This window comes from Acidovorax sp. NPDC077693 (assembly GCF_044542805.1).
Taxonomy (GTDB): Bacteria; Pseudomonadota; Gammaproteobacteria; order Burkholderiales; family Burkholderiaceae_C; genus Acidovorax.
In genome coordinates this window covers 97826-121980 of sequence record NZ_JBITVD010000008.1, presented here as the reverse complement: position 1 = coordinate 121980, position 24155 = coordinate 97826, and the positions used below count along the sequence as shown (strand labels likewise).

The 24155-nt window shown below is 66.5% G+C and carries 20 protein-coding genes; 10 read left to right on the top strand and 10 right to left on the bottom strand.

The window, feature by feature from the left end:
* Positions 1 to 79: 79 nt before the first annotated feature.
* From ACIGHN_RS12960 to ACIGHN_RS12950, 3 genes are all read left to right on the top strand, one after another.
* A complete protein-coding gene (locus ACIGHN_RS12960; RefSeq protein WP_056412302.1) occupies positions 80 to 1219 on the top strand; it encodes a hypothetical protein in 1140 nt (379 codons plus the stop codon).
* 81 nt (positions 1220 to 1300) lie between these two features.
* A complete protein-coding gene (gene ligA, locus ACIGHN_RS12955) occupies positions 1301 to 3406 on the top strand; it encodes an NAD-dependent DNA ligase LigA (protein WP_396504680.1) in 2106 nt (701 codons plus the stop codon).
* A gap of 27 nt (positions 3407 to 3433) precedes the next feature.
* On the top strand, positions 3434 to 5761 hold the full coding sequence (locus ACIGHN_RS12950; RefSeq protein WP_396504679.1) for a penicillin-binding protein 1A: 2328 nt from the start codon (positions 3434 to 3436) through the stop codon (positions 5759 to 5761).
* Positions 5762 to 5828: 67 nt separating this feature from the next.
* On the opposite strand, the gene ACIGHN_RS12945 is transcribed toward ACIGHN_RS12950, so the two are convergent.
* From ACIGHN_RS12945 to ACIGHN_RS12935, 3 genes are all read right to left on the bottom strand, one after another.
* Positions 5829 to 6053, bottom strand: a complete 225-nt coding sequence (locus tag ACIGHN_RS12945; RefSeq protein WP_396504678.1) for a DUF1737 domain-containing protein — start codon at positions 6051 to 6053, stop codon at positions 5829 to 5831.
* Between the two features lie 52 nt (positions 6054 to 6105).
* Entirely contained in the window at positions 6106 to 6657 is a 552-nt protein-coding gene (locus ACIGHN_RS12940; protein ID WP_396504677.1) for an NUDIX hydrolase, read from the bottom strand.
* 161 nt (positions 6658 to 6818) lie between these two features.
* A complete protein-coding gene (locus tag ACIGHN_RS12935) occupies positions 6819 to 7514 on the bottom strand; it encodes a fumarylacetoacetate hydrolase family protein (RefSeq protein ID WP_396504676.1) in 696 nt (231 codons plus the stop codon).
* A 194-nt stretch (positions 7515 to 7708) separates the two neighbouring features.
* Here ACIGHN_RS12935 and ACIGHN_RS12930 point away from each other — a divergent pair, with 194 nt between their 5' ends.
* The 3 genes from ACIGHN_RS12930 to ACIGHN_RS12920 all read left to right on the top strand — a co-directional run bounded on the left by ACIGHN_RS12930 (position 7709) and on the right by ACIGHN_RS12920 (position 9814).
* Positions 7709 to 8164, top strand: coding sequence for a MarR family winged helix-turn-helix transcriptional regulator (locus ACIGHN_RS12930; protein ID WP_056412289.1), 456 nt, complete (start codon positions 7709 to 7711; stop codon positions 8162 to 8164).
* 88 nt (positions 8165 to 8252) lie between these two features.
* On the top strand, positions 8253 to 8921 hold the full coding sequence (gene maiA, locus ACIGHN_RS12925; protein ID WP_396504675.1) for a maleylacetoacetate isomerase: 669 nt from the start codon (positions 8253 to 8255) through the stop codon (positions 8919 to 8921).
* Positions 8918 to 9814 (top strand): polyphenol oxidase family protein, encoded by an 897-nt coding sequence (locus ACIGHN_RS12920; RefSeq protein WP_396504674.1) that lies wholly within the window; start codon positions 8918 to 8920, stop codon positions 9812 to 9814. Before maiA ends, ACIGHN_RS12920 begins: the two co-directional genes overlap by 4 nt.
* On the opposite strand, the gene ACIGHN_RS12915 is transcribed toward ACIGHN_RS12920, so the two are convergent.
* Entirely contained in the window at positions 9734 to 10099 is a 366-nt protein-coding gene (locus ACIGHN_RS12915; protein ID WP_396504673.1) for a hypothetical protein, read from the bottom strand. The two genes, ACIGHN_RS12920 and ACIGHN_RS12915, sit on opposite strands and share 81 nt — an antisense overlap.
* A 134-nt stretch (positions 10100 to 10233) precedes the next feature.
* Between ACIGHN_RS12915 and ACIGHN_RS12910 the strand changes: the two genes are divergently transcribed.
* The 3 genes from ACIGHN_RS12910 (at position 10234) to phbB (ending at position 14260) form a co-directional block, all read left to right on the top strand.
* Entirely contained in the window at positions 10234 to 11934 is a 1701-nt protein-coding gene (locus ACIGHN_RS12910) for a PHA/PHB synthase family protein (protein WP_396504672.1), read from the top strand.
* 119 nt (positions 11935 to 12053) lie between these two features.
* Complete coding sequence (locus ACIGHN_RS12905; RefSeq protein WP_056412273.1) at positions 12054 to 13232, top strand: acetyl-CoA C-acetyltransferase; 1179 nt, start codon at positions 12054 to 12056, stop codon at positions 13230 to 13232.
* A 290-nt stretch (positions 13233 to 13522) separates the two neighbouring features.
* Positions 13523 to 14260, top strand: coding sequence for an acetoacetyl-CoA reductase (phbB, locus tag ACIGHN_RS12900; protein WP_056412270.1), 738 nt, complete (start codon positions 13523 to 13525; stop codon positions 14258 to 14260).
* Between the two features lie 607 nt (positions 14261 to 14867).
* On the opposite strand, the gene ACIGHN_RS12895 is transcribed toward phbB, so the two are convergent.
* The 6 genes from ACIGHN_RS12895 to dapC all read right to left on the bottom strand — a co-directional run bounded on the left by ACIGHN_RS12895 (position 14868) and on the right by dapC (position 22474).
* Entirely contained in the window at positions 14868 to 16934 is a 2067-nt protein-coding gene (locus tag ACIGHN_RS12895; RefSeq protein ID WP_396504671.1) for an ABC-F family ATP-binding cassette domain-containing protein, read from the bottom strand.
* Between the two features lie 111 nt (positions 16935 to 17045).
* Positions 17046 to 17933: a 50S ribosomal protein L3 N(5)-glutamine methyltransferase gene (gene prmB / locus ACIGHN_RS12890; protein WP_396504670.1), complete on the bottom strand. Its 888-nt coding sequence runs from the start codon at positions 17931 to 17933 to the stop codon at positions 17046 to 17048.
* Complete coding sequence (dapE, locus tag ACIGHN_RS12885) at positions 17930 to 19111, bottom strand: succinyl-diaminopimelate desuccinylase (RefSeq protein ID WP_396504669.1); 1182 nt, start codon at positions 19109 to 19111, stop codon at positions 17930 to 17932. Before dapE ends, prmB begins: the two co-directional genes overlap by 4 nt.
* Positions 19112 to 19131: 20 nt before the next feature.
* A complete protein-coding gene (locus tag ACIGHN_RS12880; RefSeq protein ID WP_396504668.1) occupies positions 19132 to 20295 on the bottom strand; it encodes a PilT/PilU family type 4a pilus ATPase in 1164 nt (387 codons plus the stop codon).
* Positions 20296 to 20375: 80 nt separating this feature from the next.
* Positions 20376 to 21209 (bottom strand): 2,3,4,5-tetrahydropyridine-2,6-dicarboxylate N-succinyltransferase, encoded by an 834-nt coding sequence (gene dapD, locus ACIGHN_RS12875; RefSeq protein WP_396504667.1) that lies wholly within the window; start codon positions 21207 to 21209, stop codon positions 20376 to 20378.
* A gap of 59 nt (positions 21210 to 21268) precedes the next feature.
* The gene (gene dapC / locus ACIGHN_RS12870) at positions 21269 to 22474 is read right to left on the bottom strand and encodes a succinyldiaminopimelate transaminase (RefSeq protein WP_056412250.1); all 1206 of its coding nucleotides are present in this window, start codon (positions 22472 to 22474) and stop codon (positions 21269 to 21271) included.
* Between the two features lie 150 nt (positions 22475 to 22624).
* Here dapC and ACIGHN_RS12865 point away from each other — a divergent pair, with 150 nt between their 5' ends.
* Positions 22625 to 24115, top strand: a complete 1491-nt coding sequence (locus ACIGHN_RS12865; RefSeq protein WP_396504666.1) for a methyl-accepting chemotaxis protein — start codon at positions 22625 to 22627, stop codon at positions 24113 to 24115.
* Positions 24116 to 24155 lie beyond the last annotated feature (40 nt).

The window sequence follows — 24155 nt, the reverse complement described above, 5'->3', positions numbered from 1 at the left end:
TGGTGCAACGCGGCGCGCGGGGCTCTCGAAGGTGGCTGGGTGGCACACCGGGCCATGGGATAGCTAGAAAAACATTTTTATGAGCACACTTCAACTCAGTCTGGCGATCATCGGTGGCCTGCTGCTGGCCGGTATCGTGGCCTACAACACCTGGACATCGCGCCGCAACGCCCCCAAGCGCGCGGTGCCCCAGGAGGCCGAGCGGGGCACGCCCGGCAGTGGCATGGCCGAGCCCGCGCTGCGCCAGGAGCCCGGCTTCGAGGGGGGCGGCGCGGTGGAGCTCACGCCCGACGAATTGCAGGCCCTGGACCGCGGCACGGACCCGTCGTCCGAACACGCGGTGGACCCGACCGATGCGCTGCAGATGCCCGTGCCCTCGTTCTCGGTGGAACGCCGCCCGGGGCTGGATCCGCTCATCGATGTGATCGCGCCGCTGCAGCCTGAGCATGTCGTCTCGGGCGATGCCGCACTGGCGGCACTGCCGCCCACGCGGCGCGCAGGCAGCAAGCCTTTTGCCATCGAAGGCTTGAACGAAGCCACCCAGCAGTGGGAGACGCCCGCGCCCGGCCAACGCTACCAGGCCTTCCAGGCGGGGGTGCAACTGGCCAACCGCATGGGCGCGCTCAATGAGATCGAATTCTCGGAGTTCGTGGTCAAGGTGCAGGCGTTTGCCGACGCGATCAATGCCGCGCCCGACTTCCCCGACATGCTGCAGGAGGTGGCCCGCGCCCGCGAGCTGGACCAGTTCGCCAGCGACCACGACGCGCAACTGGCCTTCATGCTGCGCGCCCGCCAGGCAGCCTGGAGCCCCGGCTATGTGCAGCAGAACGCCGGCCGCCTGGGCTTTGTGGCCGGTGCCATGCCCGGCCGGCTGGTGCTGCCCGCCACCAGCGCCGCGGGCCTGCCGCCCCTGCTCACGCTGGGCTACGACACCGCCGCCGCACTGGCGGACGACCCGGACCAGTCCGCCATCCGCGACATCACCCTGAGCCTGGACGTTGCCCAGGTGCACCGCTCCGAGCAGCCCTTCGCCCGCCTGCGCGACGTGGGCAAGGCCCTGTGCGACGCCATGGACGGCGTGCTGTGCGACCAGAACGGCCACCCGCTGCCCGCGATGGCCATGGACCCGATCACGGCCGACCTGGAGCTGCTGTACGACCAGCTCGACGGGCGCGACCTGTCGGCGGGGTCCGTGCTGGCGCGCAGGCTGTTCAGCTAGTGCAAGACATGAGCGCAACGCTGGTCCGGCTGGCGCGCAAGGAACCCGGTGTTGCCCAAGAGAATCCCAGTGGGGCACCCCATGACTGAACAATCCCAACTTTTTTCCGCCGCAGCGCAGACCAGCCCAGCGCAGGCAGCTATCAAAACCAAAGCGCTGCGCGACCAGTTGCAGCGCTGGGCGCACCAGTACTACGTCCTGGACGAGCCCACCGTGCCCGATGCCGAGTACGACCGGGTCTTCCGCGAACTGCAGGCGCTGGAGGCCGAGCACCCGGACCTCATCACCTCCGACTCGCCCACGCAACGCGTGATCGGGGCGGTGATGGAGGGCCTGACGCCGGTGCGCCACGCGGTGCCGATGCTGAGCATCCACACCGAAACCGACACCGAGGCGACGGGGGCCCAGGCGTTCGATGCCCGGGTGCGGCGCGAGCTGGGCCTGTCGGACGCCGACCCGGCCATCGAGTACGTGGCCGAGCCCAAGTTCGACGGCCTGGCCATGAACCTGCGCTACGAAAAAGGCCGTCTGGTGCAGGCCGCGACGCGCGGCGATGGCGAGGTGGGCGAGGACGTGACCCACAACATCCGCACCATCCGCCAGATCCCGCTGACGTTGCCCGACGGCGTGCCGCCCTTGCTCGAAGTGCGCGGCGAGGTCTACATGCGCCGCGCCGACTTCGACGCGCTCAACGAGCGCCAGCGCGAGCAGGGTGGCAAGACGTTTGTGAACCCGCGCAATGCGGCGGCGGGCGCGGTGCGGCAGCTGGATTCGAACATCACGCTGCAGCGTCCCTTGAGCTTTTTTGCCTACGGCCTGGGCGCCATCACCCCGGCCGCGGAGGGCGGGCCGGTGTTCCGCACGCATTTCGAGCTGCTGCAGACGCTCAAATCCTGGGGTTTTCCGGTCGCAGCGCAGGTCCAGATTGCGACAGGCGCTACAGAATTAGTAGCGTACCACCAGCAGGTGGGCGCGGGCCGCGACGCCTTGCCCTACGACATCGACGGCGTGGTCTACAAGGTCAACGCGCTGCAGCTGCAGCGCGACCTGGGCTTCAAGACCCGCGAGCCGCGCTGGGCCGTGGCCCACAAATACCCTGCGCAGGAGATGGCCACCAAGGTGGAAGGCATCGACGTGCAGGTGGGCCGCACCGGCAAGATCACGCCCGTGGCGCGCCTGGCGCCGGTGTTCGTGGGGGGCGTCACCGTGACCAATGCCACGCTGCACAACCTGTTCGAGATCCGCAAGAAGGGTGTGCGCGTGGGCGACACCGTCATCGTGCGGCGCGCCGGCGACGTGATCCCCGAAGTGGTGGGTGTGATGCCAGGCAACCGGGTTGGCTATGTGCCCAACTTCCACATGCCCAAGACCTGCCCGGTGTGCGGCAGCGATGTGGTGCGGGTGAAGGGCGAGGCCAACCACCGCTGCACCGGCGGCCTGTTCTGCGCCGCGCAGCGCAAAGAGGCCATCCTGCACTTCGCCGCCCGCCGCGCGATGGACATCGAGGGCCTGGGGGACAAGCTGGTGGACCAGTTGGTCGAGTCCAACGTCATCCGCACGCTGCCCGACCTGTACCGCCTGGGCCTGTCGTCCCTGGTGGCGCTGGAGCGCATGGCCGAGAAGTCTGCGCAGAACGTGCTCGCCGCACTCGAAAAGTCCAAGCAGACCACGCTACCGCGCTTTTTGTTCGGCCTGGGCATCCGCCAGGTGGGCGAATCCACCGCCAAGGACCTGGCCAAGCATTTCGGCACGCTCGACGCGCTGATGGGCGCAACGCAAGAGACCGCCGCCACCGTGGAGCAACTGCTGGAGGTGCCCGACGTGGGCCCCATCGTCGCGCAGAGCGTGCACACCTTCTTTCAGCAGCCACACAACCGCGAAGTGGTCGAGCAACTGCGCGCCTGCGGCGTGACCTGGTCCGAATCGGCCCGTGCCGACAAGGCACCGCAGGTGCTGGCCGGCAAGACCATCGTGCTCACGGGCACGCTGCCCACCCTGAGCCGTGACGACGCCAAGGACATGCTGGAGGCCGCAGGCGCCAAGGTCTCGGGCTCCGTCAGCAAGAAGACGAGCTACGTCGTGGCCGGCGAAGAGGCGGGCAGCAAGCTGGCCAAGGCCGAAGAGCTGGGCGTGCCGGTGCTGGACGAAGCCGGCATGCTGGCTCTGCTGTCCGGCCCTGGTGCCTGAGGCACCTTTCATTTTTTCGAGTTTTTGATGCGCACATTGCTGCTTTCCTTCAAGGCCCGTGCCGCGGCGTTCTTCCGCTGGCTGGCGGGCCTGTTCGCCTGGATGCCCCGGCCGTTGCGCCTGGCACTGTTTTGGGGGGCGCTGTCGGTGCCCGCGGCGGTGCTGGTGTACACGCTGGCGCTGATCCCGTTCACGCCGTCCACCGCCGACATCCGCAAGGCCAAGAGCGAGCTGCCCGCGCAGCTCATGTCGGTGGACGGCAAGCTGCTGGCCGAGTACCGCTGGGCGAACCGCGAATGGGTCGAGCTCGACAAGATCTCGCCCCACGTGGTGGACGCGCTGATCGCCACCGAGGACCACCGTTTCTACAACCACTTCGGGCTCGACTGGCGCCGCACGGCGTCGTCGGTGGTGCACACGCTGCGCGGCGACCCGCAGGGCGGCTCCACCATCACGCAGCAGCTGGCGCGCAATCTGTTCCCGGACGAGATCGGCCGTTCGCGGGTGTTTCCGCAGGCCTTGACGCGCAAGCTCAAGGAGGCGATCACGGCGGTGAAGATCGAGGCCTCGTACAGCAAGGACGAGGTGCTGGAGACGTACCTCAACACCGTACCGTTTCTGTACAACGCCTACGGCATCGAGATGGCGGCCCGCACGTACTTCGACAAGTCGGCCGACAAGCTCACGGTGCTCGAAAGCGCCACGCTGATCGGCATGCTCAAGGGCACGGCCTACTACAACCCGGTGCTCAACCCCGAGCGCGCCCAGGCACGGCGCAACACCGTGCTGTCGCAGATGGTCAAGCGCGGCAAGCTGGAGCAGGCGCAGTTCGATGATCTGCAAAAGCGCCCGCTGCGCGTGAACTTCGAGCGCCAGACCGAGGTCATGGGCCCGGCGCCGCACTTTGCGATGCAGCTGCGCAAGCAGCTCATCGACTGGGCCGACAGCCATGGCTACAACCTGTATGCCGATGGCCTGGTGATCCGCACCACCATCGACTCGCGGCTGCAGAACTTTGCCAACCAGGCCGTGGCCCGCCAGGGCAAGCAGCTGCAAACCGTGGCCGACGCCGCCTGGAGCAAACGCGACGGCTGGGGGCCGGGCAACGAGCTGGTGCAGACGCTGGTGCGCGAAAGCGCCGAGTTCCGCGCGGCCGTCGACAAGGGCGAGACGCCCGAGGACGCCCAGAAGGCGCTGCTGGCCGACGAGGCCTTCCTGCAGAAGCTGCGCGCCGACAAGACGCGCGTGCAGGCCGGCTTTCTGGCGCAGGACCCTGTCACCGGCCACGTGCTGGCCTGGGTGGGCAGCCGCGACTTTGCGCAGGACCCGTTCGACCATGTGCAAGCTGCGCGGCGCCAGCCGGGCTCCACCTTCAAGCCCTTCGTCTATGGCGCCGCGTTTGCGCAGGGTGCCCAGCCCACCGACATGCTGATGGACGCTGCGGTGGAAATCCCGTTGGGCGGCGGCCGCGTGTGGCGCCCCACCGACGGCGGCCCGCCGAGCGACCAGCCCATGAGCCTGGCCGACGGCCTGGCGCTGTCCAAGAACACCATCACCGCCCAGGTGATGCACCAGGTGGGCCCGGCCCGCGTGGCCGAGGTGGCGCGGGCGCTGGGCGTGCGCCAGTCGCCGCTGGAAGAAGTGCCCTCGCTGGCACTCGGCACGAGCCCGGTGACGCTCAAGGAGATGATCTCGGCCTACAGCAGCATCGTGAACCTGGGCCGCTATGTGGAGCCGGTGCTCATCACCAGCATCGAGGACCGCCACGGCAAGGTGCTGGAGACCTTTGCCAAGCCCGTGCCCGAGGCCGTCTTCGACGCGCGCGCCGCCCAGGTGCTGCGCAACACCATGCGCGGTGCGGTGGACCGGGGCACGGCCACGGCGATCCGCTCGCGCTACGGCATCCAGGCCGACGTGGCGGGCAAGACGGGCACCACGCAGGACAACACGGACGGCTGGTTCATCCTGATGCAGCCGCACGTGGTGGCGGGCGCCTGGGCGGGCTTCAACGACGGCCGCATCACGCTGCGCAGCGACCACTGGGGTCAGGGCGCTCGCAGCGCGCTGCCCATGGTGGGCGACTTCATGCAGCAGGCCATCCGCACCAAGGTGATCGACGGCCAGGAGCGCTTCTTCGACGAGTTCGACACCACGCCGCCGCCGTCGCAGATGCCGCCTCCGGCCGATGCCCCGCTCGGCGCGATGCGCGACTGGATCCGTGGGTTGTTCGGCGGCGACCCGCAGTCGCAGCCCCAGATGCCGGGCCAAGGGCCCGGCGGGCTGCCACCGGTGACGCACGACCCACCGGGTTCGACGGCACCACCGGTGCCCGCCGAGGAACGCACGGGCGGTTAGCGGTCAGACATGCGCAGCGCTGGAGTCATCGCTCTGGTCGTGGCAGCGTTGCCTCGCCGATGCCTGCCTAGAGCGTTGTGTGCCGAACGCCCGGCCAGATGACCGCCTGCGCCACGATCACGGTCTGGCCGTTGAACGTGGCTGCCGGCGAGCCGTGCAGCACGTAGCCCAGCGCCAGCGCATCGCTCACCCGGCGGCAGAACGCGGCATCGTCGGGGCCGGTGAGCAACCGGTAGCTGGGCAGCCCGTCGGGCGGTGCCGCCGCAGTGGGTGGGGCAGAAGGCAAGGGCATGGTGGGTAGGGTGGGGTAGGGTGCGACCGCCAGCGTGTCGCTGTGCGGCTCGCTACTCGATGTCGATGCAGTGCAGTCCGAAGCTGCCCGCCTTGCGGTCCGCGAAGTAGGCCTCCAGCGTTTCCTTGACCGTGCGAAAGGCGATCTCGTCCCACGGGATCTCGTCTTCGGTGAACAGGCGCGCCTCGATGGTCTCGAAACCCGGGTCGAACTGGTCGCTGAGCAAGTGGGCCCGGTAGAAGAAATGCACCTGCCCCACGCGGGGCACATTGAGCAGGCTGAACAGCGGGCCCATCTCGATCTGCGCACCGGCTTCCTCATCCGTCTCGCGCGCGGCGCCCTGGGCCGTGGTTTCTTCCAGCTCCATGAACCCGGCCGGCAGCGTCCACTTGCCCCAGCGCGGCTCGATGTTGCGCTTGCACAGCAGCACGCGCCCATCCGCCATGACAGGCACCGTGCCCACCACATTGAGCGGGTTTTCGTAGTGCACGGTGTTGCAGGCAGGGCAGACGGCACGCAGCTTGGTATCGCCGTCGTCGGGCAGGCGGTAGACCACGGCGGTGCCGCAGGCGCGGCAGTGTTGGATGGGGCTGCGGAAGGTCATGCGTGGTTTTTGGTTCAAATAGGCCGCTACCGCTTGTTCAGCATGCGCAAGCAGCTATGAAAAGCATAGTGTAGCGGGCGGCGCGGGCGCCAAGGCCTGTGCGCAGGGCCGGCCAATGTAAGGCCGTGCACAGCGGGCCACGGCGCACGCGCCGTCGGTGGTCACACCACGGTCAGGCGCAGCGTGCCCAGGCCTTCCACGCCACCTTCCAGCACGTCACCGCGTACCACGGCGCCCACGCCCTCGGGGGTGCCTGTGTAGATCAGGTCGCCGGGCTGCAGCTCCCAGGCTGCGGACAGGTGCTCGATGGTCTCGGCGATGTTCCAGATCAACTGCGCCACTGTGCTGCGCTGCTTGTCGGCACCGTTGACCTGCAGCCAGATGCCGGCGTTGGCGACGTCGCCCGCCTGGGCTGCGGGCGTGATGGGGCCGATGGGTGCGCTGGCGTCAAAGCCCTTGCCGATGCACCAGGGGCGGCCTTGCTTCTTCATGTCGTTCTGCAGGTCGCGGCGCGTCATGTCCAGGCCCACGGCGTAGCCGTAGATGTGCGAGAGCGCGTCGGCGGCAGCGATGTTCTTGCCGCCCTTGCCAATGGCCACCACCAGCTCGATCTCGTGGTGCAGGTTGGCGGTGAGGGTGGGGTAGGGCAGCTGGCCCGTTTCGCCCGCGTTGACCACCACGATGGCATCGGCCGGCTTCATGAAGAAGAAGGGCGGCTCGCGGCCGGTGAAGCCCATCTCCTTGGCATGCTCTTCGTAGTTGCGGCCCACGCAGTAGATGCGGTGGACGGGAAAACGGTCGCCGCTGCCCACCACGGGCACGCTGGCCACCGGCGCGGGAGAAATCACGTAGCTCATGTCTGCCTTTCTTTTCTTGTGTCGCTCGATGATGTGAATGACGGGCCCGGCCGTTGTCCAGCCGCCACGGGCCGCGACGGGCCGTGACAAGCGCGGCGACGGGGTCTGTGGACCCGGGGGCACCGCAGCCAGCCCGAAAGTGGCAGTGTGCCATGGCTGCAAGGCCCGCGCTGCCAGAGGCTACACTCGCGCCCATGGCAAAGAGCTTCGATTTCCACAACACGCCAGGCCACCTGGTTCGCCGCGCACACCAGCGGACCGTGGCACTTTTCATGGAAGAGACGGCCGGGTTCGATGTGACGCCGGTGCAGTTCGCCATCCTGCACGAGCTGCTGGCCCAGCCGGGCGAGGACCAGGTCACCTTGGCATCGCGCGTCGCATTCGATGCGGCCACGTCGGGCTCGGTGATCGGCCGGCTCGAAAAGCGCGGCTGGATCCGCCGCGAACCCGACACCCGCGACCGGCGCCGCAAGCTGCTGTGGATCACCCCGGAGGGCGAAGTCGCGGCCCTGCAGATGCGCGACGCCGCACAGCGCGTGCAGGAGCGCCTGATGGCCCCGCTCGATGCGCAGGAGCGCAGCGACCTCATGGCCATGCTGACCAAGGTGGTCTACCACCACCAGGACCCCGCGGGCGCCTCGGGCGCCTGATTGCACCCGGCCCGGCGACACGCGCCGACGGCGCACCCCGCCCACCACCCCGGCGTGCAGTGCGCCGTACCCATCCCGAGACCTTCGCATGCAGCTCTACAACTACTTTCGCTCCTCCGCGTCCTACCGCGTGCGCATCGCGCTGGCGATCAAGGGCCTGGACTACGACTACCTCCCGGTGCACCTGGTCAAAGGCGAGCACCGGCAACCGGCCTACGCCAGCCGCGTGGGCGATGCGCTGGTGCCCACGCTGATGACCGACGATGGCGCAGCGCTGGTGCAGTCGATGGCCATCATCGAATACCTCGACGAAACGCATCCCACGCCCGCGCTGCTGCCCGCCGACCCGCTGGCACGAGCACGGGTGCGTGCGCTGGCACAGATGGTGGCGTGCGAGATCCATCCCATCAACAACCTGCGGGTGCTCAAGTACCTGGTGCATGAACTCAAGGTGGACGAGGACGCCAAGAACGCGTGGTACCACCACTGGGCCCGCAGCGGGCTGGAGGCGTTCGAGCGCCAGCTGGGCCTGCTGGCACAGGAGCGCGAGAGCCAGGGCCTGCCGCCGTCGCTGCTGTGCTGGGGCGACACGCCCACGCTGGCCGATTGTTGCCTGGTGCCACAGATCTTCAATGCCCAGCGTTTCAAGGTGAACCTGGACGGCCTGCCGCTCACCATGGGCGTGCACGTGGCGTGCATGGCACTGCCTGCATTCCAGAAGGCCCAGCCTTCGGCCTGCCCGGACCATGAAGCTTGACCGGCCACACTGCTGCCCCAGGGGCCAGCGCCGACTGGCTGGTGCCCGACTGGCCTGCGCCACCGGGCGTGCATGCGCTGTGCACCACGCGCACCGGCGGAGTCAGCCAGCCGCCCTACGACAGCCTGAACCTGGGCACCCATGTGGGCGACGACCCCGCGGCCGTGCACACCAACCGCCTGCGCTTGCAGGCCCGTGTGCAGGCCGTGTCCGCCGGCGTGCGGCCCGTCTTTTTGAACCAGGTGCATGGCGACGGCGTGGTGCAGCTTGACCACGCCACGGCCGATGGCGCCGATGCCGATGCCTGCGTGGCCACGGACACCGGCGTGGCCTGCACGATCATGGTGGCCGACTGCCTGCCGGTGCTGCTGGCCCATCGATCAGGCACTGTGGTGGCTGCAGCGCATGCAGGGTGGCGAGGCTTGGCCGGGCAGGGCGGCCAAGGTGTGCTGGAGGCTGTGGTAGAGCGCTTTGGTGCTCTTGCGCTTGCCCATCAAGCGCCAGGCGCTATCAATATCGAAGCAAACGTCCTGGCAGCACCTGCGGGGGCGACCGCTGGTGCCGCACCGGACACCATGGCATGGCTAGGTCCTTGTATCGGGCCCACCGCATTCGAGGTTGGTGCCGAGGTGCGGGCCGCTTTCTGCGACGTGTCTGCGGCTGCGCAGGCCTGCTTCACGCCCCGCGCGGGCATGCCAGGCAAGTACCTGTGCGATCTGGCGGGGCTGGCGCGGCTGCGGTTGCAGGCGCTGGGCATCACCAGCATCTACGGCAATGACAGCAGCGCAGCCTGGTGCACGGTGACCAATGCCTCACGGTTCTTTTCGCACCGGCGCGACAGTGGCACCTTGGGGAGTAGCGGGCGCTTCGCCGCCTGCATCTGGCGCGACTGACCCTGGCGCAGGTGTCAGGTCAACCACATCGCCGCTGACGTCTGCATCCACTGATTTGGCTGCCGCCTGCTGTGCGTCGTACGCAGCCTGCTCGGCCGCCTGGCGCGCCTTGATCTTGCGTTTGCGGGACGGTGTTCCGAGGATGTACACCAGGATGCTCATGGGCAGCAGTCCATACAGCACGAAGGTGACGATGGCCCCCAGCACGGTGCCGACCGGGCTGGTGGCTTCGGCCACGGCCATCATGAGGGTGACGTAGGTCCAGACGATGACGATCAGGTACATTGGTTGCGGGTATTGAACAAGCGGTTGGATGCAAGAGTGGGGTGAAGCCGTTGCCTTGCACAAGCCGGTGGGCAACAATGAAGCCGAGACACACAGCCCAGCCGCTGCGAACGACCAACCACCGAGGAAAGAGCATGAATTCTGAATCACCCTGGGCCGATAGCGCCCAGCAGTTCCAACAGATTTTCGGGCAAAGCTGGTCGCAGGCACTGCAGTCGTTCCAAAAGATGGATCTGGGCGCATCCGCACCCACGGCCCCGCAGCTTCAATTTTCTCCCTCCAAGCTGCAGGCACTGCAGCAGCAGTACCTGGACGAAGCCAAGCAACTGTGGGCGCAGGGCCTGCAGGGCACGCCCGAGGTCAAGGACCGGCGGTTTTCCGGCGAAGGCTGGGCCAGCAACCCGGTGGCCGCATTTTCTGCCGCTGCCTACCTGCTCAACGCCCGCACCCTGATGGGCCTGGCCGACGCGGTGGAGTCCGACGAGAAGACCAAGGCGCGCATCCGCTTCGGCGTCGAGCAATGGATGGCCGCCATGGCGCCCAGCAACTTCCTGGCCTTCAACGCCGAAGCGCAGAAGAAGGCCATCGAAACCAAGGGCGAGAGCATCGCCAAGGGCATGCAGAACCTGCTGCACGACATCACGCAGGGCCATGTCTCCATGACGGACGAGAGCCTGTTCGAAGTGGGCCGCAACGTGGCCACCACCGAGGGCGCCGTGGTGTTCGAGAACGAACTGTTCCAGCTGCTCGAGTACAAGCCGCTCACCGCCAAGGTGTACGAGCGGCCCTTCCTGCTGGTGCCGCCGTGCATCAACAAGTTCTACATCCTGGACCTGCAGCCCGAGAACTCGCTCATCCGCTATGCGGTGGAGCAGGGCCACCGCACCTTCGTCGTCAGCTGGCGCAACCCTGACGACACCCTGGCCCACAAGGCCTGGGACGACTATGTGGAAGACGGCGCGATGGCCGCCATCGACGTGGTGCAGAGCATCACCGGGGCCGAGCAGATCAATGCGCTGGGCTTTTGTGTGGGGGGCACCATCCTGAGCAACGCCCTGGCGGTGCTGGCGGCGCGGGGCGAAGAGCCTGTGGCCAGCGCCACCTTCCTCACCACGCTCATCGACTTTTCGGACACCGGCATTCTCGATGTGTTCATCGACGAAGCCTTCGTCAAGTTCCGCGAGATGCAGATGGGCCAGGGCGGGCTGATGAAGGGGCAGGACCTGGCATCGACCTTCAGCTTTTTGCGGCCCAACGACCTAGTGTGGAACTACGTGGTGGGCAACTACCTCAAGGGCGAGACGCCACCCCCGTTCGACCTGCTGTACTGGAACAGCGACAGCACCAACCTGCCCGGCCCGTTCTATGCCTGGTACCTGCGCAATTTCTACCTGGAAAACAGCCTGGTGCAACCCGGCAAGCTCACCGTGTGCAGCGAGAAGATGGACCTGGGCCAGCTGACCTTGCCCGTGTACATCTACGGCTCGCGCGAAGACCATATCGTGCCAGCCACTGCCGCCTATGCCTCCACCCAGGTGCTGCCGGGCAAGAAGCGCTTCGTGATGGGCGCATCGGGCCACATCGCCGGCGTGATCAACCCGCCCTCCAAAGGCAAGCGCAGCCACTGGATACGCGCCGACGGCAAGTTCCCGGCCACGCTGGACCAGTGGCTCGAAGGTGCCACCGAGCACCCTGGCAGCTGGTGGACCGACTGGTCGGGCTGGCTCAAGGGCCACGCCGGCAAGCAGATCGCCGCGCCCAAGGCGTATGGCAAGGGCACCAAATTCAAGGCCATCGAGCCCGCACCAGGCAGCTACGTTAAGCAAAAGTCCTGAAAAGTCCTGACTTGAAGGCCTGAGAGAATTACCTTACCCGGCGAGACCGCCGTTCACGCCAACCAGACAAGCCCGCCTGTGCGGGCACGCACCGACCCAACCACAAAGAAGGACATTCCATGGAAGACATAGTCATTGTTTCGGCCACCCGCACTGCAGTGGGCAAGTTTGGTGGCGCGCTGGCCAAGACCCCGGCCACCGAGCTGGGCTCTATCGTGATACGCGAAGCCATCGCCCGCGCGGGCCTGTCGTCCGACCAGATCGGCGAAGTCATCATGGGCCAGGTGCTGACCGCCGGCGTGGGGCAGAACGCCGCGCGCCAGGCCTCCATCAAGGCCGGTGTGGCCAAGGAAACCCCGGCGCTGACCATCAACGCCGTGTGCGGCTCTGGCCTCAAGGCCGTGATGCTGGCCGCCCAGGCCGTGGCCTGGGGCGACAGCGAGATCGTGGTGGCCGGCGGGCAGGAGAGCATGAGCCTGGCCCCCCACGTGCTGCCCGGCTCGCGCGAAGGCCAGCGCATGGGCGACTGGAAACTCGTCGACACCATGATCGTCGACGGCCTGTGGGACGTCTACAACCAGTACCACATGGGCATCACCGCCGAGAACGTGGCCAAGCAATACGGCATCACCCGCGACATGCAGGACGCGCTGGCGCTGGGCAGCCAGCAAAAGGCGGCCGCCGCGCAGGATGCCGGCAAGTTCGTCGATGAGATCGTGGGCGTGAGCCTGGCGCAAAAGAAGGGCGATCCCATCCTCTTCAACGCCGACGAATACCTGAACCGCAAGACCAATGCAGAAGCCCTGGCCGGCCTGCGCCCCGCGTTCGACAAGGCGGGCAGCGTGACCGCTGGCAATGCCTCGGGCCTGAACGACGGCGCGGCCGCCGTGGTGGTGATGAGCGCCAAGAAGGCGGCGGCCCTGGGCCTCAAGCCCCTGGCCCGCATCGCGTCCTTTGGCACCACCGGCCTCGACCCCGCCACCATGGGCATGGGCCCTGTGTCGGCCACGCGCAGGGCGCTGGAGCGCGCTGGCTGGAACGCTGCCGACGTGGATCTGTTCGAACTGAACGAAGCTTTTGCCGCGCAAGCCTGCGCTGTGAACAAAGAACTGGCCATCGACCCCGCCAAGGTCAACGTGAATGGTGGTGCCATCGCCATCGGCCACCCCATCGGCGCATCCGGCTGCCGCATCCTGGTCACGCTGCTGCATGAAATGCAGCGCCGCGACGCGAAGAAAGGCGTCGCCGCGCTGTGCATTGGCGGCGGCATGGGCGTGTCGCTGGCGCTGGAGCGCTGATCGGGTATCGACCAGGCCACGGAGAAAGCGTCTGCAACCCGTATTGGCCCTGGTCCTGCCATGAGAAAGCCGCGCATTGCGCGGCTTTTTTTGTTTCCGGATGTCGCTATTGCGGGGCTGCCAAAACGCACCAAAACAGTGATCAACCGCAGGAGACGGAGATAGGGCTCATGGCGGGCATATCAATATGTCGAAAACGAAAGGGGTTCAGTGTTTTCCTTCACGGCAGTGTCTGATTTCTTGGTTAGAGTGGCGGTGAGCGCTTTACACAACCAACAAGGAGAAATCACATGAGCCAGAAAGTCGCATACGTCACCGGCGGCATGGGCGGCATCGGAACCGCCATCTGCCAGCGCCTGCACAAGGAGGGCTTCAAGGTCATCGCAGGCTGCGGCCCGACCCGTGACCATGCCAAATGGCTGGCTGAACAAAAGGCCCAGGGCTTCACTTTCTACGCATCGGTGGGCAATGTCGGCGACTGGGATTCCACCGTGGAAGCGTTTGGCAAGACCAAGGCCGAGCATGGCACCATCGACGTGCTGGTGAACAACGCCGGCATCACCCGCGACCGCATGTTCCTCAAGATGTCGCGCGAAGACTGGGATGCAGTGATCGAAACCAACCTCAACAGCATGTTCAACGTCACCAAGCAAGTGGTGGCGGACATGGTGGAAAAAGGCTGGGGCCGCATCATCAACATCAGCTCCGTCAACGGCGAAAAGGGCCAGGCAGGCCAGACCAACTATTCAGCCGCCAAGGCCGGCATGCACGGTTTTTCGATGGCGCTGGCCCAGGAACTCGCCACCAAGGGCGTGACCGTCAACACCGTGAGCCCTGGCTACATCGGGACGGACATGGTCAAGGCCATCCGCCCCGACGTGCTGGAGAAAATCGTCGCCACCGTGCCCGTCAAGCGTCTGGGTGAACCCAGCGAGATCGCGTCGATCATCGCCTGGCTCGCATCGGAAGAGGGCGGCTACGCCACGGGTGCCGATTTCTCCGTCAACGGCGGCCTGCACATGGGCTGACAGGCCATCGCGAGGACCCCGCTGCCCAGGCGCCCCAAGGCGGCGCGCAGCGGTGGGCCTTGGTTGATCTTGGGGTAGGAGGATGGGAGGCCAAGTGCGCCGCGCAAACCCAGCCTGTTTCCCCAAAAAGCAAAAACCCCGCAGTGCGGGGTTTTTTGTTGGGGGAGTGCATTCATGGATGCAGGGCATCAAAGCCGCTGCTGATGGATACGCCTCCTGGATGAAGCCAGACAGCTAGCCGCACCTGCGCACGAAATGCACGGTCTGCGAACAAGGCTCAGGGCTTGCATGGGTTGGAATCCTTGGATCGGGATTCAGGACAGAGGCCGGACGGCGGTCTTAGAAGCGGGCGGGAGCGCGCTTGCGGTCGCGTTCGTCTTCGGGCCAAGCGGACAAGATTGCGGTGGTATTCATACTGAAAAACTCCTGTGATGTACCAACAACGCGGGCCCATCCGGATGCGTTGACAGCGTTTCGCAAAAAAATGCAACCGCAACGCCCCTGTTCTTCAGCTTCCAAACCGCTACTCTATTTGTAGCAAAAAGTTGTTGCCCAGAAAGCGCTGGATGCCAAAATCATCCAGCATCTCTTACAGGATTTTACATTTTTATCCGGCGACGGCCGCCTGAATTTCCTCCAGCAGCGAAGAAATTTCAAGCCATCTTTCTTCCAGCCGCGCCGTCTCGTCATGGCCGGCTTTCAGCCGTTTTCCGCAGTCTGCGATGTCTGCCGGGGCGAGCGATTCAGTCAGTTTGTGCTCCAGGGTGGCCCGTTCGGCCGAGAGCGCTGCCAGGCGTTTGTCGATTTGCTCCAGCTCTTTTTTCAGCGGCTTGGTCTTTTCGGCCTGCTGTTGCCGCGCCTGGGCATCGAGCTTGCGCTGTTCCCGTCCATCGCGAGCAGGGGATGGGGCAGCCACAGGAGTGCTCTGCACGGGGGCGGCTGCAGGGGCCGGTGGTGCAGCCGCTGCGGCTGGTGCGGGCGGCGTGGCAGCCGCAGCGGGGGCGTCCGCACGCGCTGTGGACGTCTGCGCCTGATCGGCCAGTCGTGCCTCTTCGCGCAGACGCCGGGATTCATCGAGCAGGTAGCGCTGGTAGGCGTCCAGGTCCCCGTCAAAGGGCCCCACCACGCCGCGGCCCACCATCCAGAAGTCCTCGCAGACCGAGCGCAGCAGCGCGCGGTCATGGCTGACCAGCATGACGGTGCCGTCGAAGTCGTTGAGCGCCATGGCCAGGGCTTCGCGGGTGGCCAAGTCCAGGTGGTTGGTGGGCTCGTCCAGCAGCAGCAGGTTGGGGCGTTGCCAGACGATCATCGCCAGCACCAGGCGGGCTTTTTCCCCTCCGCTCATCGTGCCCACAGCCTGCTTGACCATGTCGCCCGTGAAGTTGAACGTGCCCAGGTAGCTGCGCAAGTCCTGTTCGCGGCTGGGTTGCTTGAGGTCTGGGCCCAGCTCCTTGGCCAGGCGGATCATGTGCTCCAGCGGGTTCTCCGCGGGGCGCAGCACATCGAGCTCTTGCTGCGCGAAGTAGCCGATGTTCAGGCCCTTGCCCTCGGTCACGCTGCCGCCCAGCGCCTTCATGGTGCGCGCGATGGTCTTCACCAGGGTCGACTTGCCCTGGCCGTTGGCACCCAGAATGCCGATCCGCTGGCCTGCCAGCACCGAGCGGTTCACGCCCGAGAGGATGGTGGTGGGCACGCCCTCGTCGTCCACATAGCCGAACGATGCATCGCTGATGGCCAGCATCGGGTTGGGCAGGTTGGCCGGTTCCTTGAACTCGAAGGTGAAGTCGGCCTCGGCCAGCACTGGAGCGATCTTCTCCATGCGGTCCAGCTGCTTGACGCGGCTTTGCGCCTGCTTGGCCTTGCTGGCCTTGGCCTTGAAGCGGTCGATGAATTTTTGCAGGTGGGCCATCTTCTCCTGCTGCTTGGAGAAGCTGGCCTGTTGCAGCTCGAGCTGCTGCGCGCGCAGCTCCTCGAACTTGCTGTAGTTGCCGCCGTAGCGGTTCAATTGGCCGGCCTGGATCTGCAGGGTCACGTTGGTGATGGCATCCAGAAACTCGCGGTCATGGCTGATCACGATCATGGTGCCCGCATAGCGCTTGAGCCAGGCTTCCAGCCAGACCAGGGCGTCCAGGTCCAAGTGGTTGGTGGGCTCGTCGAGCAGCAGCAGGTCGCTGGGGCACATCAGCGCGCGCGCCAATTGCAGGCGCATGCGCCAGCCGCCCGAGAAGCTGTCGACCGGGTTGTCGAGTTCGCTGACCCGAAAACCCAGGCCCAGGATCAGCGCCTGCGCTCGCGCGACCGCGTCGTGCGCACCAGCGTCGTGCAGGTCCGAGTAGGCGTGGGCGATGGCCATGCCATCGTCGCTGGCCTCGGCGTCCAGCAACTGCTGCTGTACTTCGGCCAGGCGCGTGTCACCCTCCAGGACGAAGTCCGTGGCCGACTGGTCGGTTTCGGGCATGTTCTGCGCGACTTCTGCCATGCGCCAGCTGCTGGGGATGTGAAAGTCCCCGCCGTCTTCGTGCAGCTTGCCGCTGAGCAGCGCAAACAGGCTGGACTTGCCCGCGCCATTGCGCCCCACCAAACCGACGTTCTCGCCGGGGTTGATGGTGGCAGACACGCTGTCGAGCACGACTTTGGCGCCGCGTCGCAGGGTAACGTTCTTGAGGGTGATCATCCGGAGCTCAGAAAAAGGCGCACCCGCACGGGGCGGGTGGCATTGAAAATCAAGGGGGCCAGGGCTTTGCAACCGGTCGAACCGGTGCCCAAACCCGTGGCGCGCAACCCTCTATTGTGCCGTGAGGTGGGTTTCGGCGATCAGGGCCTGCCGGGTCACCAGCAAAACCTGGTCTTCGCCTGCACTGGTGTCGAGCCAAAAAACCGGCAGTTGGGGGAACGCTGCTTCAAAATTTTCACGCTCGTTGCCGATCTCCAGCACGATCACAGCGTCTTCGCTCATGCATGCCGGCGCAGCCGCAAACAGCTGGCGGATGAAGTCCATGCCGTCGCTGCCGCCCGCCAGTGCGAGCTCTGGCTCCGCGCGGTACTCCGCGGGCAGTGCTGCCATGCTGGCTGCGTTCACATACGGTGGATTGCACAGGATCAGGTCCCACGGGCCGGGCAGGGCTGCCAGGCCGTCCGACAGTTGCAGGGTGATGCGGTCCTGCAGGCCATGCTTGTCGACGTTGATGCGCGCGACGGCGAGGGCATCGGGCGAGATGTCCGCTCCTGTCACCACCACCTCGGGCCAGGCCATGGCGGCCAGCACGGCCAGGCTGCCGTTGCCGGTGCACAGGTCGAGCACCCGGCGGGTGTTCTCGCTCAGGAATTCGTCCACGCTGCCATCGGCCAGCAGCTCGGCAATGAAGCTGCGCGGCACGATGGCGCGTTCGTCCACATAAAACGGTATGCCCTGCAGCCAGGCCTCTTGCGTCAGGTAGGCGGCGGGTTTGCGGGTGGTGATGCGCTCGTTCAGCAGGGCCTCGACCTCGTCGCGCTGCTCGCCAGTGATGGGCATGCCTTCCACGCGATCGAGATCATCGAGCGGCAGCCCCAGCTGCCAGAGCACCAGCCAGGCGGCCTCATCGAACGCGTTGGTGGTGCCGTGGCCGAAAGCCACCCCCGCGGCATCCAGGCGCGCGGCGACGGTGTCGATGAGCTCCTGCACGGTCGTCATGCAGCGGCCCTCGCCGCAGCGTCGAGGTTCTCCAGCGTGCGGCGGTAGATGTTCTTGAGTGGCTCGATGTCGGCCACGACGATGTGCTCGTCGATCTTGTGGATGGTGGCGTTGGGCGGCCCCATCTCGATGACCTGGGGGCAGACCTGGGCGATGAAGCGGCCGTCGCTGGTGCCGCCGGTGGTGGACAGCTCGGTCGTGAGGCCGGTTTCAGCGGCGATGGCCTGCTGCACCGCGCTGACCAGCTCGCCGGGCGTCGTGAGAAAAGGCTGGCCGCCCAGCGTCCAGCGCAGGTCGTACTCCAGGCCGTGGCGGTCGAGCAGGGCATGCACGCGCTCGCGCAGGCCTTCGGCCGTGGACTCCGTGGAGAAGCGGAAGTTGAAATCGATCACCGCTTCGCCCGGAATCACATTGGTGGCACCGGTGCCACCGTGCATGTTGCTGATCTGCCAGCTGGTGGGCGGGAAGAAGGCGTTGCCCTGGTCCCATTCGGTAGCGGCCAGCTCAGCCAGTGCCGGCAGCGCCTGGTGGATGGGGTTGCGCGCCAGTTGCGGGTAGGCAATGTGGCCCTGAATGCCGCGCACGGTGAGCTTGCCGCTCAGGGTGCCGCGGCGGCCGTTCTTGATCATGTCGCCGGTGCGCTCCACCGATGTGGGTTCGCCCACGATGCAGTAGTGCAGGGGCTCGCCGCGCGCCTGCAGCTGCTCGACCACGACCTTGGTGCCGTCGACGGACGGGCCTTCTTCATCGCTGGTCAGCAGGAACGCCAGCGTGATCAGCGGCTCGGGCGTGGCGGCGAGGAATTCTTCGACCGCCACCACGAAGGCGGCGATCGAGGTCTTCATGTCGCTGGCGCCGCGGCCGAAGAGCTTGCCGTCCCGGTGCGTGGGCACAAAGGGGTCGCTGCTCCACTGTGTCAGCGGCCCGGTGGGAACGACATCGGTGTGGCCTGCAAATACTATGGTTTTGATAGCTGCTTGCGCACGCTCAGCGAGCGCTGCAGGTCTTTTTGCCCATAAATTGCTGACGCGGAAGTCTGCCGGGCCGCTGTCCAGGCGTTCGCACACGAAACCCAGGGGCGCCAGGCGGGCGGCCAGAAGATCCAGGCACCCGGCGTCCTCGGGGGTGATGGAGGGCAGGGCAATGAGCTGTTCGGCGAGGTGCAGTGTGCGGGACATCGGGGCGTGAAAAGTGTCGTTCAGGCGGCGGGCTTGACGTCCAGCACGATCTCGGTGAACGAGGGCTGGTCATCGGGCGCATCGCGCGCTTCCTTCTGGGCCTTGGCGGCGTTGGCCGCCAGGGAAAAGTCGTTTTGCAGGCGCCACATCAGGTTGGTGGGCGAGTCTGCGTAGGCAATGCCTTCCTTGCGGTCGATCTTGGCGTCTATGATGAGCTGGGCCAAGGCTTCTTCGAAGGTCTGGGAGCCTTCGGCCATGGACTTTTCCATGGCTTCCTTCACGCCGGAGAAGTCGCCCTTTTCGATCAACTCGGAGACGAGCTTGGAATTGAGCATGACCTCCACGGCGGGCACGCGCGAGCCGTCGATCTTGCGCACCAGGCGCTGCGAGATCACGGCCTTGAGCGCGGAAGCCAGGTCGCCCAGCATGGTAGGGCGCACTTCCACCGGGTAGAAGCTCAGGATGCGGTTGAGCGCATGGTAGCTGTTGTTGCCGTGCAGCGTGGCCAGACACAGGTGGCCCGACTGCGCGTAGGCGATAGCGGCGGACATGGTCTCGCGGTCGCGGATTTCGCCGATCAGGATCACGTCGGGCGCCTGGCGCAGCGCGTTCTTCAGCGCTGTCTGCAACGACTGGGTGTCGCTGCCGATCTCGCGCTGGTTGACGATGGATTTCTTGTTGCGGAACTGGTACTCGACCGGGTCCTCGATGGTGAGGATGTGGCCGGTGAGCGACTCGTTGCGGGTGTCGATCATCGACGCCAGCGAGGTGCTCTTGCCCGAGCCCGTGGCACCCACCATCAGGATGAGGCCGCGCTTTTCCATGATGAGCTCACGCAGCACGGGCGGCAGGCCCAGCGAGTCGAACTCGGGGATGTGCTGCGAGATGAAGCGGATCACCACCGCGTAGCTGCCACGCTGGCGCATGGCGCTGACCCGGAACCGGCCCACGCCGCTGAGCGGCACGCCCATGTTGAGCTCGCCGGTCTCTTCCAGCTCTTCGATGCGGTCCGGGGGGACCACCTCGGAGAGCAGGTTGCGCGGCGCGTCGGCGGGCAGGATCTGGTTGTTGATCGGCACGCACTCGCCGTTGATCTTGATCAGCGCAGGCGCATTGGCCGACAGGTAGACGTCGGACGCCTTTTTCTCGGCCATCAGGCGAAGAATCCGTTCCATCGTGCTCATGGTGTGTCCCTCTGGTGTCGTTATCGTCTGTGGCGCTGATCGTGCCGCGCGGCGAGTGGTCCGGTCAACCGTTCGATGGCTCAGTCGCGCAGCAGGTCGTTGATGCTGGTCTTGGAGCGGGTCTGCGCATCCACCTGCTTGACGATGATGGCGGCGTACATGCTGTACGGCGCGCCGTTGGCGGCGGTCTTGGGCAGGTTGCCGCTCACCACCACCGAGCCCGAGGGCACGCGGCCGTAGCTGATCTCGCCCGTGGCGCGGTTGAAGATGGGGGTGCTCTGGCCCAGGTAGACGCCCATGCCCAGCACCGAGTGCTCTTCCACGACGACACCTTCGACGACTTCGGAGCGCGCGCCGATGAAGCAGTTGTCTTCGATGATGGTGGGGCCTGCCTGCAGCGGCTCCAGCACACCGCCGATGCCCACGCCGCCCGACAGGTGGACGTTGGCACCGATCTGCGCGCACGAGCCCACGGTGGCCCAGGTGTCGACCATGGTGCCTTCGCCCACGTAGGCGCCGATGTTCACGTACGACGGCATCAGGATCGCGCCCTTGGCGATGAAGCTGCCGCGGCGGGCTACGGCAGGCGGCACCACGCGCACGCCGGTGGCCTTCATTTGTTCTTCGGACAGATGCGCGAACTTGGTCTGCACCTTGTCGTAGAAGCCCAGGTCGCCGGCCTTCACGAGTTCGTTGTCCTTCAGGCGGAACGACAGCAGCACGGCCTTCTTGATCCACTGGTGCACGGTCCACTGGCCCACGCCTTCACGGGTGGCCACGCGCAGCGTGCCGTTGTTCAGCTCGGCGATCACGTGCTCGACAGCGTCCTGGATTTCCTTGGGGGCGGCAGCGGGAGAGAGGCTGGCGCGGTTGTCCCAGGCGTTGTCGATGAGGGTTTGCAGTTGTTGTGTCATGGTTGTCGTCGTTCTATCGATCGGTCGGTAAGTCGGTCGTCTGTGGATCAGGGATCGGATCAGGCAGTACGGGATTGGATGAATTGCACGATGCGCAGCGCGGCTTCCACGCATTCTTCGGTTTCGGCCACCAGGGCCATGCGCACGCGCTGGGCGCCGGGGTTGCTGCCCTGGGCCTCGCGGGCCAGGTAGCTGCCGGGCAGCACCGTGACATTGTATTGAGCCAGAAGGGCCCGCGCGAACTCGGCGTCCGTCATGCCCAGGGCGTCGGGCACCTTGGCCCACAGGTAGAAACCTGCGTCGGGCAAGGCCACGTCCATCACGCCCGCCAGCAGGGGGGTGACCTGGGCGAACTTCTTGCGGTAGCGCGCGCGGTTTTCGACCACGTGCTGCTCGTCGCCCCAGGCCGCGATGCTGGCCGCCTGCACGATGGGGCTCATGGCGCTGCCGTGGTAGGTGCGGTACAGCAGGAAGGCCTTGATCAGGGCCGCGTCGCCTGCCACGAAACCGCTGCGCATGCCGGGCACATTGCTGCGCTTGGACAAGCTGGTGAACGAGATCAGGTTCTTGAAATCGTGCCGGCCCAGCCGGTGGGCGGCCTGCAGTCCACCCAGGGGAGGCTCGTCGCGGAAGTAGATTTCGCTGTAGCACTCGTCCGAGGCGATGACGAAGCCATAGCGGTCGCTCAGGTCGAACAGCTTTTGCCATTCGGTGATCGGCATCACGGCGCCGGTGGGATTGCCGGGCGAGCATACGAACAGAAGCTGCGTCTGCTTCCAGACGGATTCCGGCACGGTGTCCCAGTTGACCGCGAAGTTGCGGGCCGGGTCGCTGGCCGCGTAGTAGGGCTGCGCCCCCGAGAGCAGGGCCGCGCCCTCGTAGATTTGATAGAAGGGGTTGGGGCAGACCACGAGCGCCTGCCCCCGGGACGGGTCGATCACCGTCTGGGCAAATGCGAACAGCGCCTCGCGCGAGCCGTTGACCGGCAGCACCTGGGTGGCAGGGTCGAGCTGGAGCGCATAGCGCTGTGCGATCCAGCCGGTGAACGCTTCGCGCAGCTTCAAATCCCCCGCGGTGGCCGGGTAGCTGGCCAGGCCATCGAGGTTGTTACTGAGTGCATCCCTGATGAACTGAGGGGTAGGATGGCGCGGCTCCCCCATGCCCAGGCTGATGGGGCCGTAGTTGGCGGGGGGCGTGACCCCGGCAAAGAGCTGCCGCAACCGCTCGAACGGGTAGGGCTGTAGATGGGAAAGCAGGGGATTCATGGGGCGTCATTATGGGCGATGGGTGCGGCCCGCCGTCCGAGGGCCCGGCGCACGCATTGGTGCAAACCCGCACCGACGCCCGCTGTCAATTCACAGTAAGTGCGTCCCCCTAGGATTTCGGCCACTACCAGAACGATAAGAGGAGACAAGATGTCAGCATTTCTGCCGCTGAGGCCGGGATTGGGGTGGATGCGCAGGTGGCGCTTGCCGGGAAAGCTGCTGACGCTGGGCGTGCTGGTGACGCTGGCACTCGCCGCGGCCGTGGCCGGCGCGCCCTGGTGGCTGCTGGCGCTGGCGGCGGCCGTGGTGCTGTATGCGCTGGTGGCGCTTTACGCCAGCCTGTCGGCCGACCTGAGCACCCTCGCGCAGGCCATCGAGCGCACGCAGGAAGGCGACCTGTGCGCGCGTGCCGGTGCCAGCCATGGCAGGGACGAGGTGGCGCAGATGGCCCAATCGCTCGACCGCATGGTGATCACGCTGTCATCGATGGTGGCAGACATCCGCAGCAACGCCGCGCTGGTGGCCCATGCCGGGCAGAGCCTGGCCCAGGGCAACCGCTCGCTGGCCGACCGCACCGAGCAGCAGGCCGCGAACCTCGAGCAGACCGCGGCCAGCGTCGAACAGCTTTCGTCCGCCGTGCAGAACAACGCCCAGACGGCCCAGAGTGCCGACGCGCGCGCTGCCCAGGTGCGGCAGGCGGCCGACCAGGGCGCGCAGGCGATGGACCGCGCGGTGCAGTCGGTGGAGGCGATCCAGCAGGGCGCGCGCCGCATGACCGAGATCATCGGGGTCATCGACAGCATCGCATTCCAGACCAACATCCTGGCGCTCAACGCCGCGGTGGAGGCTGCGCGCGCTGGCGAGCAGGGCCGGGGCTTTGCGGTGGTGGCGGCCGAGGTGCGCACCCTGGCCAAGCGTTCGGGCGATGCAGCCCGCGAGATCCGCGAGTTGATCGGCGCGTCGGTGAGCCAGGTGGAAACCAGCGCCGGCCTGATCCGGTCCGCGGGCGAGGGCATTGCGGACATGGCGAGCGGGATCCGCAGCGTGGCGGCCAGCATGAGCGAGATATCGGGATCCAGCACCGAGCAAAGCACCGGCCTGCGCGAGGTCAGCGCTGCCGTGCAGCAGCTCGACCAGATCACCCAGCACAACGCGCAGATGGTGGGCCAGGCGGTGCAGCAGGCTGAGGCGCTGGAAAGCCGCGCGTCTACGCTGTCGCGCGCGGTGTCGGCGTTTCGTCTGCAGCAGGGGACAGCCGAGGAGGCGGTGGCGCTGGTGCACCGGGCCGTGGCCTTGCACAAGAGCTCCTCGCGCGAGCAGTTCCTGCGCAGCATCACGGACAAAAGCCAGCCCTACCACGACCGCGACATGTACGTGTTCGCGCTCGACACCGGCGGAACCTACCGGGCCTTCGGCGGCAACCCTGCCAAGGTGGGCACGCGGGTGCAGGACATTCCGGGCATTGCGGGTGACCAGCTGGTGAGCGATATCGTGGCGCAGGCCGACCATGCACCGGGCTGGGTGGAGTACGACATCGTCAACCCGGCCTCCGGCGCGGTGCAGACCAAGATGTCGTATGTGAGCCGCGTGGGCGACCTGTACCTGGGCTGCGGCGTGTACAAGAAGCTGGCCGCGCGCTGATCGCAACGGGGCGGGATCGAGCGAGTTGCCTGCATGCGCC